This window comes from Robinsoniella sp. (assembly GCF_034124845.1).
This window is the reverse complement of the sequence record NZ_JAWYAJ010000454.1, coordinates 1-9,261: the sequence shown is the minus strand read 5'-3', so window position 1 is coordinate 9,261 and position 9,261 is coordinate 1. Positions and strand designations below refer to the sequence as shown.

The following is a 9,261-nucleotide window of genomic DNA, read 5'->3' as shown; positions in this document are numbered from 1 at the left end:
CTAACTGCCCTCTTGAATTGTATGTATTGGCGGACGCTGCAGCCAGCACATTAAATCCGATTACAGCAAGTACCATGAAGATACAAATTGCCAGAAGCATAGATGCTCCTTTATTTTCTGTAAGCGTTTTTCTCACTTCTGGATCATCCTCTCCACTAAATTCTATTATCCTAATTATAGCACAGACACAAATTTAATCAATAAAAATTATGTTTAATTTCTGCAATTTTTTATATATTTCGACAATAACATGCATTGTATATCGTGATCATCCATTTAATGGTAATACTGAGTAAATAACTTAAAATCACTTTATTAAACTTTGCAAATATCTGATAGAATTTTACTTCTCAGACATCTACTGCCCCTTCTTATACATCATACTGTACCATTAACATCAGTACTACATCAAAATTAACAGGATAAGACAAAACTTTCGCACAAAAAGATGAAGCATCCTCAAAACGCTTCATCTTTATCCTTAAAATATCCGACTTCCAACCTGATATACAAGTACTGCCAGCCCCCATGCAAGCAGCAGCTGGAATAAAACCATTTGTATAGTAAACTTCCAGGAATTCGTCTCTTTTTTTATAGTTGCCACCGTAGCTGCACAAGGCGTATACAAGAGGCAGAAAATCATAAGTGCATAAGCATTTACCATGCCAAACCCGGCACTCCCAAGATTGTCTATGATCTGTGCCATTCCAGCAGCGGAATTAGCATTGCCAACACCAAACAAAACTGCAAAACTGGACACAACTACTTCTTTCGCAGATAAACCGGCTATGAGGGAAACACCGATTTGCCACATTCCCAATCCGGCAGGCGCCAGAATCGGCTCCATCCACTTCCCTATCATGGCTCCAAAACTTAAGGATACATCTTCCACCATGCCGCTAAAGTTAAAGTTTAATATAAACCAGATTACAATTGAGGCAACAAATATAGTAGTTCCTGCTTTTGTAAGATAATCCTTTACTTTTTCCCATACATATATAAATATTGTACGTGTATTAGGCATTTTATATTCCGGCAATTCGATGAGAAGAGACTGGCTTTTTCTCTTATTGGAATCCAGTTTGTTTTTCACCAGTGCAATTACGATACCGATTACCATTCCGATCACATACATGGAAAACGCAGCAGCCATTGCATATTTGCCAAAGAACATGTCTGCAAATAGAACGTATATGGGCAGTCTTGCGGAACATGACATAAATGGTGTAATCAGAATCGTTTTTTTTCGGTCTTCTTCCCGCTCTAACGCTCTGGTTGCCATGATTGCCGGAACGCTGCATCCGAATCCCAGAATCATTGGCAAAAATGCCTTTCCGGACAGTCCCGCTTTTCCCATTAATTTATCCATTACATATGCCACACGAGCCATATAACCGCTGTCTTCTAATATAGCAAGCGCCAGGAAAAGTATAAATATGTTGGGAAGAAATGTCAGAATTCCGCCCACTCCCGCGATAATGCCATCAACTACCAGGCTAATCAGCCAGTCAGCGGCTTTTATGTTTAACAACAGTTGATGAACTCCATCGGAAAATGCGCTCAATCCGATTTCAAACACACCCTTCAGTGCGTCACCAACTACAAACGTCAGGAAAAATACAAGTGCCATAATCCCAAGAAATATGGGTACGCCCCAGATGGGGTGTGTCAGTATTTCATCAATCCGATCCGTAGAAGCTGCCTTTTCATTCCGATAGAACAAACACTCTTCCATAACTTCTTCAATATAATCGTATTTCTGATTAATGATTTCTTTTTCATAACTGCGATCCACTACTTTATTGGTTTCATCCAGGTACTGGGAAATCAGCTCCTCATCTTTTTCCAGGAGTTTGATCGCCATCCAGCGGTCATTACGGATCTTTGGGTGGTGCTCTTTCAGAATTTCCTGAATCTTACCTATCTTCTCCTCAATATCCGCAGAATAGTGGATTACCTGCTCGTTGGGTCCTTCTTCGTAGTGATGCTTTACTGCATGCATTAATACGTCCAGTCCGGTTCGTTTTCTGGCTGAAACCGGAACAACCGGAATCGCACCCAATAATTCCGGTAAACGGTGCAGATCAATTTCCATCCCCCGCTCTTCCACAATATCCATCATATTCAGCGCCAGAATGACAGGCTTGCCAAGTTCCAGCAATTGTGTGGTCAGATAGAGGTTGCGTTCCATTGCCGATGCATCTACGATATTTACAATGACATCAATATCTTCTTCCATTATACATTTTCTGGTTACTTTTTCTTCAATTGAATAGGATGTGAGGCTATAGATTCCAGGGGTGTCAATAAGCTTAATATGCTGGCCTTTGTAATTTGTCCAGCCTTCCTTTCGCTCAACTGTAACCCCCGGCCAGTTTGCCACTTTAAGATTCGCACCGGTATATGCGTTAAACAAAGTGGTCTTCCCACAATTTGGATTTCCTACAAATGCCACATTAATTGTCTGTTTCATCACGCTGCTCCTCTGCCTCAATCCCTGATGCAAATTCTCTTCCCAATGCCCATTTTGTGCCGCGCACTTTTATGATCACTGCTCCGTTCTTTTTCATGTTCATGATTTTTACTTTTGTGCCTTCAAATATACCCAGTGCTTCCAGTCTTCTTGTTATCCCTTCATCCAGGTGAAGTCCTGCCACTACATAAGTATCTCCTATTTTTCCATCGGATAATGTCATTTGTTTAACCTCTCACCGTAAAATGATTCCCTTCTTTTGCTTCTTCTTCCTGTTCTTTAAACTTAATCTGTCTGGAAACGCTCAGCGCCAGTGCCATCTCCGCCATCAGGAACATGACAGAGGTACCTCCATAACTAACAAAAGGAAGGGTGATACCTGTGGTTGGAATCAGATTGATAACAACCGCTATATTCAATACAACCTGAATTGCAATATGGGCAAATATTCCGGTTGCAATCAGAGAACCTAACAAATCCGGTGCATTTTGTGCAATAAATAAAAGTCTGTATAGGAGAAAAATAAACAATATTGTAAGCATTGCTGCGCCAAAAACCCCTAGTTCTTCACATACAATTGAGAAAATCATATCATTCTGGGCTTCCGGCAGTGAGCCTAATTTCTGGGTACTGTTGCCCAGTCCTTTTCCAAAAAGACCTCCGGAACCAATGGCATACAATGCCTGCATAACTTGATATCCCCCCAGACTGGAGTAGGTCTCCGGTTCTAACCATACCAAAATACGCTTAATTCGGAAACTGTCTGAGTTCTGCACTGCCGATGCCAGATAAGCAACCAGCAAACCGATCACCGCTGCCACGCTGCAGCCGCCAACCACAAAAGGAAGCGTCTTGGGATGGGCTATAAAAATTAAGATTACGGTAATTCCTGCAATAATAATCGCCGTACTCAGGTTCTCTGTAAACAAATATGTAAATATAGATGTTGCGGCACCAAATCCCATAACAATCATAGGTGCCTTAAATCCTTTCATATTTTTTCCAAGCTTCACAATTAAAAAAGGAAGAAATAAGATAACTGCTAATTTAGCAAGCTCCGCCGGCTGAAAGGATATTGGTCCCAGATAAATCCAGCGCCTTGCACCATTAATCGTCCTGCCCACAAACTTTGTAGCAATCAACAAAATATTTGCAATAATATAAATAAAAAGTGCAAACTTTGCATAAACATGATAATCAATCTGGGAAAACAGTAACACCACCACAAGACAGACTGCGCTGATGATTGCCTGCTTTCCAAAATAATACATGTCCGATCCGAACTCAATCTGGGCTTCGTATGCACTGGTACTATACAACATAACTAATCCAAAGCAAGTCAGCAAAATGACACTCGCTAAAAGATTATAATCATAATAACGAAATTCACCCCGTAATCTTTTTCTGATTGATTTTTTCTTTCTTGCCGGATAATTTCCTCTCCCTGCATTTCTAGTTTTCTGAACCATTTATAAACTCCTTAATTTCCCTGAACGTGCCTAAAATCATCTTCCTGCCATATACACGTCCCACTTACTTTTTGCCTATGGATTATAATACCACATTCCCCTGAAAATAGGAAGCGTGAATTCCGCTCAATGGGAAGTTTTTAGCCATGGCTAACATTATTTTTGGAACAGACGCAATAAGCGCTCTTCCATCTGCTTTTTACGCAGGGCAGTTTCCTTTACCAGTAAAATATAGGAGCCATTTTCATCCAGTTCCAAACAACTGCCCTCTTTGCAGTCAGGGGGAAGTTTTGTTAAAGGAATAGTTATCATGGATTTATCTTCCGTTTCACATACTGCTGTATTTTTTTCTATTCTGTCTATAACAATCATTTTACACCTCTTCTTTTATTTTGGACATCCGGTACATGTAACCAATTTATTTTTATTCTATCACATTTCATGATTATTTCAAACTTTATCCGTAATATGACACGTTTTTAAAGGTATTTCATAAGATAATATTGAAATAAGAATAATGAATAAGGAGACTTTATGAATAATTGTACACCTTGTGATTATAAAACAACAAGACCTTGTACTTGCCTGGAAGATATGCCGGTAGCAATGGCTTACGTACCATGGCAGACATTTCACGATAAGTTTGAACTGTGTAAAGCCCTTGAGGTTGGCACCATCTTCCCCGAACTTTGCAAACCATTTTGCGGAAAGAGAGGTTGCCGTTAATGAATAATTGTTCAAATTGGAGAAATGGAAACTATAACAATATGAATCAGCGCCAGTCTTGCCAAAACATGTACAGACCGGACAACAGACCCCAGATGAGACCAGACTGTGGTTCACAGCGTCCCTGCCAGCCTCAGATGAAACCAGACTGCGGATGCCAGCGCCCTGAAAAACCTCCAGTAAAACCAGATTGTGGATGCATACGTCCTGAAAGACCTCAGGTGAAACCAGATTGCGGATGCCAGCGCCCTTGCCCGCCTCCAATGAAACCGGACTGCGGATGCCAGCGCCCTGAAAAGCCTCAGGTAAAACCGGACTGTGGATGCCAGCGTCCCTGCGAACCAGTAAAACCAGATTGCGGATGCCAACGTCCCTGCCCGCCTCCAGTAAAACCAGATTGCAAGCCGGAACCTCCCTGCCCTAAAAAATCGAGGGAAGAATTATTGTGCTATATCAATGAAGTAAGTTTTGCTGTGAATGATATGACTCTGTATTTAGATACACACCCATGCGATGAAAAAGCATTGGCATTTTGTAAAGAACATGTTAAAAAACGTGACAAAGCTTTAAGAGAATATGCTGCCCTTTACGGTCCGCTTACCATCGATACAACGGACGATGTGAAGAGTAAAACCTGGGAATGGGTAATGCAGCCATGGCCATGGGAAAGGGGGAAATGTTAACCTATGTGGAATTATGAAAAACGATTACAATATCCTGTAAATATTAAGACTCCAAATGCAAAAATTGCTCAGATTATAATGAGTCAGTATGGTGGCCCTTAACGTAATACCATATAACTCACTCTTTGCAATCCTTCCATAACGAATACCTGCAGATACTGCTCTCTACATTACTTCCCAGCATAAACCCGGATGCCGCCCGTCTGTCCGGATTCTTTCCAGCTTCCGGTACTAATACTTATGTTAATTTCACCGGATCCTCCTCCTATTATAAGTTGCTGATTATATAGAGATCACATAGTCCATTATAAAGCTTATGGTATCAAAAAAAGATATGTTCTCCCATGCGCGTCGCAGCAAGTTCCTGGATATACGCCCTTATTAAACAGTCAATGCAAACGGGTTCATACCGATGCAATATATTCAGCTTATTTTGAGAGGATACCCTGGCAACGCATTTAAGGAGTTACCAGAATACTTGGGAGATTATTTCATAGTATCCCTGATACAAAAAATCTGTCGATATCCGGATAATAGGAATATTCTGCTGTTTTACTGCCGTCTGTCCAGGAGACCAGACGGTTACATGCATCATATGTCTGGATTTCCTCTTTCTCTTCTTCCGATTTTGTAAGCTGGTTGCCATTCCGGTCATAGGTTTATGCCGTTATTCCATCCGGGTGGATTTCGTTAATATACGGTCCAGCTGGTCATAAGTATACGCTTCCCATTTCAGCCCATTTCCGGTTCTCTTCTCCATTCTGGTACGGTTCCCATTTTCATCATATTCATAGCTGGTTGTTTCCACTTCCCCAGTATTGGTATGTGTATGATAAGTTCTGCCTTGTCCTGCGCATTGAAATCACCTGCAATAACATCGGGGAATTCCGCGTGAACCGCGAAGTACAGCACCGGGACGGAAGCTCCACGGTGGAAAAGGCGCCGACGAAGAAAAGAATCTACAGCCTCTGCCAACTGCTTACCATTATGATAGCAGCGAACTGGAATTCTTAGAATCTTCAAACGGCTCCGCTTGCATGGCCTGATCCAGCGCGCCAAAGACACATATAAAGACTTTCCGACTGCTTTAGGCAGTACAAAATTTATTAAGCTAATCCACTAAACAAATAATAAACCTCACTTCTATCAATACTTATTTCAATAATTTGTAATCTTTCTATAAATGTCTTAATTAAGTTAGTTTCTACTAAATGGATATTTAACATTGTAAGATCACTAATATATAAATTGGATTTAGAAATAACTTCAACTTTCAAAGAATCAAATAGTATTTCGATGTTTTTCCATTTTGGATAGAAAAACTGTTTTTGATTTTCAGAAACAAAAAAATCATTTGAAATCACCATTTCTTGAGCATAACTAACTAAAACTTTATTACCTATTAATCTAAATTCATACCAGGTATTATATGTCTCAATCACTTTAAATGCAGCATACCCATGTTCAGAAAGACATACTATTGTATCAATATAAAGATCAAAAGATAACGTCAATAACTCATGGCCAATCTCATCATGATGTAAATGATTATTATGATAATATCCCTCAATATTTCCACAAAAATCAACCTCAAAAAATCCTTCTATATCTGTATACTCATCATTAAATTTATTACTAGAAATATATTTTAGTTCATTAATATCATTAACTATTCTGTAATTAATTGTAAAGATAATATCATCTCCCTTTATTTTATTTGATTTAATAAATCCTGATATCCTAATATATGATATCCATTTATGAAGCCTTTAGTTAAAGCTTCATTATACCCCTGGTTAAGAGCATTAGTGATCATTGATTCTGACCAATTTGGGTTAAAAAAGGTATTATTTGACAAATAATTGTTTACCATATCTATACTTTGATAAGGTATTTGTTTTGCATATTTGGCTGGCATATGGCCATTTAATGCATGATTGATAGCCTTATTGCTTAATTCTTTTGTTTCATTTAATTTTTCAACTAATTTTGATCCAGCAGTTATTGACCCTGGTTCGCTTGCTCCCCTATTTAGTGGACTATACGGATTCATCAGCTGCCCTATCACCTCTCTAGGTCCATAACTTGCTGCCCCTCCAATAATACCACTGAATCCCCCAGTTAGCGCGCCTGATTCAAAGCCGGAAGCTGCACCTTCTAAACCAACTGAAAACGAACCTTCCCAACTCCCAGTTTCCTCTCGATTAGCAACAACTGCTGTATATGCACCTGACCCGGCTCCAATTGCCCCGGCTGCTGATGAACCTATTAACGCTCCCTGTGCTATACCTCCAGCTACTCCAGCGGCGGCTCCTCCTGTAGCTAACGTAGCTATTCCAGCAATGGCAATTACCGAGACACCGACTGCTATTTTCCCACCAGGGGTCGACGCAAATTCTTTAACTTTTTTTCCGGCAGACGAAGCTGCACTTCCGATTGAATTAAAGAAACTTTTGGCTCCTGATATGAATTTTTTACCTGTATTTTTTATATCCTGCCACGCTTCACTAAAAAACAAACCGCTGGGATCGTGATACAGCACTGGATTTCCACCAGCATAGGCATACCAGTTTGTCCCCTGCTTAGCCGGATCTGCACTCAAAAACCGTCCCAGTTTAACATCATAATACCTCGCCCGCAGATAGATGTATCCCGTTTCTTCATCCCGGTATTCTCCTGCATAGCGGTATGGGTTTTGATCGGAATTGCTGTTGTTGCTCTGCCTGTCTTCCCGTTTTTCTGCTGCTTTCTTCTCCCCGCTCTTTTCTTCTTTGGGATTGCCATAAGCATCATAATCATAACGTTCCACTACCTGGTCATCTTTGACCAGCTGCACAACATCCCCATGGGCATTATACAGGTATGTCCCATAATCTGACCAGATCAGACGGTATCCATGTATATACTTTACCGTCTTTCCTTCCGTAATGTCAACCTGTATTTCTCCGGCTGACCAGATATGCCTGGTAGTAACGCCATCCACTGTCTTTGAGGCACGGTTATTATCCGGATAATAGGAATATTCTGCTGTTTTGCTGCCATCGGTCCATGATATCAGACGGTTCAATGCATCATATGTCTGGATTTCCTCCTTCTCATCTTCCGATTTGGCAAGCTGGTTGCCATTCCGGTCATAGGTGTATGCCGTAATTCCGTCTGGGGTAGCTTTCGTTAATATACGGTCCAGCTGGTCATAAGTATACTCTTCCCATTTCAGCCCATTGCCGGTTCTCTTCTCCATTCTGGTACGGTTTCCATTTTCATCATATTCATAGCTGGTTGTTTCCACTTCCCCGGTATTGGTATGTGTTTCTTCGGTTAACCGGTTCAGTCCGTCATATTGATAGGAGGTAGTTCCACCTGCGTCCGTTTTGCTGAGCTGGTTTCCATCTACCGCATACGTATATTTATATTCAGAAATTATCTTTCCGGAAATATCTTTATTTACGACGGATTTGGGCAGACCAGCATCATTATATACATTTGCTTCCGTAATCCCATTTTCATACTTTGTAGTCAAAAGGCGTGACATCTTATCATAGGTATAAGACGCTTTCAGGTTCCCATTTTCACTTACACTGGTCAGCCGCCCCAGAAGATCATAAGTATTTTTCGTATGGCGGAGATTTCCACTGCTGTTAGAAATTTTCATGGACAGCACTGCTCCTGTATGGTCATACATATATTCCTTGTCCGTAAAGCTGTCATTCTCCCCGATCACCTGTCCCAAACCATTATAGACAAAGGTGACCGTTTCCTCATTCTCCGTTGTGGAAACCAGCCGTCCCATATTGTCATAGGTAAATGTCTTGGCTATCGTTGTTTTACCCGGGAATGACTTTGATTCTTCTGTTTTCTGTCCTAATATATCGTAAACAGCCTGATAGGTTCCTCCATCCTGTTCCTGTGT

The 9,261-nt window shown here is 40.6% G+C and carries 11 protein-coding genes and 1 pseudogene; 4 read left to right on the top strand and 8 right to left on the bottom strand.

The window, feature by feature from the left end; genetic code table 11:
- Window positions 1-481: 481 nt before the first annotated feature.
- The 4 genes from feoB to ACH2DQ_RS22415 all read right to left on the bottom strand — a co-directional run bounded on the left by feoB (window position 482) and on the right by ACH2DQ_RS22415 (window position 4,314).
- Entirely contained in the window at window positions 482-2,473 is a 1,992-nt protein-coding gene (gene feoB / locus ACH2DQ_RS22430; protein WP_394911413.1) for a ferrous iron transport protein B, read from the bottom strand.
- Window positions 2,457-2,696, bottom strand: a complete 240-nt coding sequence (locus tag ACH2DQ_RS22425) for a ferrous iron transport protein A (RefSeq protein WP_394911414.1) — start codon at window positions 2,694-2,696, stop codon at window positions 2,457-2,459. Before ACH2DQ_RS22425 ends, feoB begins: the two co-directional genes overlap by 17 nt.
- A gap of 4 nt (window positions 2,697-2,700) precedes the next feature.
- Window positions 2,701-3,942 carry an FtsW/RodA/SpoVE family cell cycle protein gene (locus ACH2DQ_RS22420; RefSeq protein ID WP_394911415.1) on the bottom strand — a complete coding sequence of 414 codons (1,242 nt, stop codon included), beginning with the start codon at window positions 3,940-3,942 and terminating at the stop codon, window positions 2,701-2,703.
- A gap of 156 nt (window positions 3,943-4,098) precedes the next feature.
- Window positions 4,099-4,314, bottom strand: a complete 216-nt coding sequence (locus tag ACH2DQ_RS22415) for a DUF3006 domain-containing protein (protein WP_394911416.1) — start codon at window positions 4,312-4,314, stop codon at window positions 4,099-4,101.
- Between the two features lie 162 nt (window positions 4,315-4,476).
- On the opposite strand from ACH2DQ_RS22415, the gene ACH2DQ_RS22410 reads away from it, so the two are divergent.
- The gene (locus tag ACH2DQ_RS22410; RefSeq protein WP_394911417.1) at window positions 4,477-4,668 is read left to right on the top strand and encodes a spore coat associated protein CotJA; all 192 of its coding nucleotides are present in this window, start codon (window positions 4,477-4,479) and stop codon (window positions 4,666-4,668) included.
- A gap of 113 nt (window positions 4,669-4,781) precedes the next feature.
- On the opposite strand, the gene ACH2DQ_RS22405 is transcribed toward ACH2DQ_RS22410, so the two are convergent.
- Window positions 4,782-5,036 carry a hypothetical protein gene (locus ACH2DQ_RS22405; RefSeq protein WP_395028397.1) on the bottom strand — a complete coding sequence of 85 codons (255 nt, stop codon included), beginning with the start codon at window positions 5,034-5,036 and terminating at the stop codon, window positions 4,782-4,784.
- 75 nt (window positions 5,037-5,111) lie between these two features.
- Between ACH2DQ_RS22405 and ACH2DQ_RS22400 the strand changes: the two genes are divergently transcribed.
- Together ACH2DQ_RS22400 and ACH2DQ_RS22395 are read left to right on the top strand one after the other, a co-directional pair.
- Window positions 5,112-5,351: a spore coat protein CotJB gene (locus tag ACH2DQ_RS22400; protein WP_395028395.1), complete on the top strand. Its 240-nt coding sequence runs from the start codon at window positions 5,112-5,114 to the stop codon at window positions 5,349-5,351.
- Window positions 5,352-5,354: 3 nt separating this feature from the next.
- Window positions 5,355-5,450: pseudogene (locus ACH2DQ_RS22395) on the top strand (manganese catalase family protein); the annotation flags it as partial.
- Window positions 5,451-6,018: 568 nt separating this feature from the next.
- On the opposite strand, the gene ACH2DQ_RS22390 reads toward ACH2DQ_RS22395, so the two are convergent.
- Window positions 6,019-6,159 (bottom strand): hypothetical protein, encoded by a 141-nt coding sequence (locus ACH2DQ_RS22390; RefSeq protein ID WP_394911419.1) that lies wholly within the window; start codon window positions 6,157-6,159, stop codon window positions 6,019-6,021.
- 83 nt (window positions 6,160-6,242) lie between these two features.
- Between ACH2DQ_RS22390 and ACH2DQ_RS22385 the strand changes: the two genes are divergently transcribed.
- On the top strand, window positions 6,243-6,365 hold the full coding sequence (locus ACH2DQ_RS22385) for a hypothetical protein (RefSeq protein ID WP_394911420.1): 123 nt from the start codon (window positions 6,243-6,245) through the stop codon (window positions 6,363-6,365).
- A 92-nt stretch (window positions 6,366-6,457) separates the two neighbouring features.
- On the opposite strand, the gene ACH2DQ_RS22380 is transcribed toward ACH2DQ_RS22385, so the two are convergent.
- Window positions 6,458-6,865 carry a hypothetical protein gene (locus tag ACH2DQ_RS22380; RefSeq protein ID WP_394911421.1) on the bottom strand — a complete coding sequence of 136 codons (408 nt, stop codon included), beginning with the start codon at window positions 6,863-6,865 and terminating at the stop codon, window positions 6,458-6,460.
- A gap of 194 nt (window positions 6,866-7,059) precedes the next feature.
- The coding region (locus ACH2DQ_RS22375; protein WP_395028392.1) for an RHS repeat domain-containing protein at window positions 7,060-9,261 on the bottom strand (2,202 nt) is incomplete at its 5' end.

Coding starts and splice junctions, on each gene's coding strand:
- feoB (WP_394911413.1), bottom strand. CDS start 2,473: ATGAAACAGACAATTAATGTGGCATTTGTAGGAAATCCAAATTGTGGG.
- ACH2DQ_RS22425 (WP_394911414.1), bottom strand. CDS start 2,696: ATGACATTATCCGATGGAAAAATAGGAGATACTTATGTAGTGGCAGGA.
- ACH2DQ_RS22420 (WP_394911415.1), bottom strand. CDS start 3,942: ATGGTTCAGAAAACTAGAAATGCAGGGAGAGGAAATTATCCGGCAAGA.
- ACH2DQ_RS22415 (WP_394911416.1), bottom strand. CDS start 4,314: ATGATTGTTATAGACAGAATAGAAAAAAATACAGCAGTATGTGAAACG.
- ACH2DQ_RS22410 (WP_394911417.1), top strand. CDS start 4,477: ATGAATAATTGTACACCTTGTGATTATAAAACAACAAGACCTTGTACT.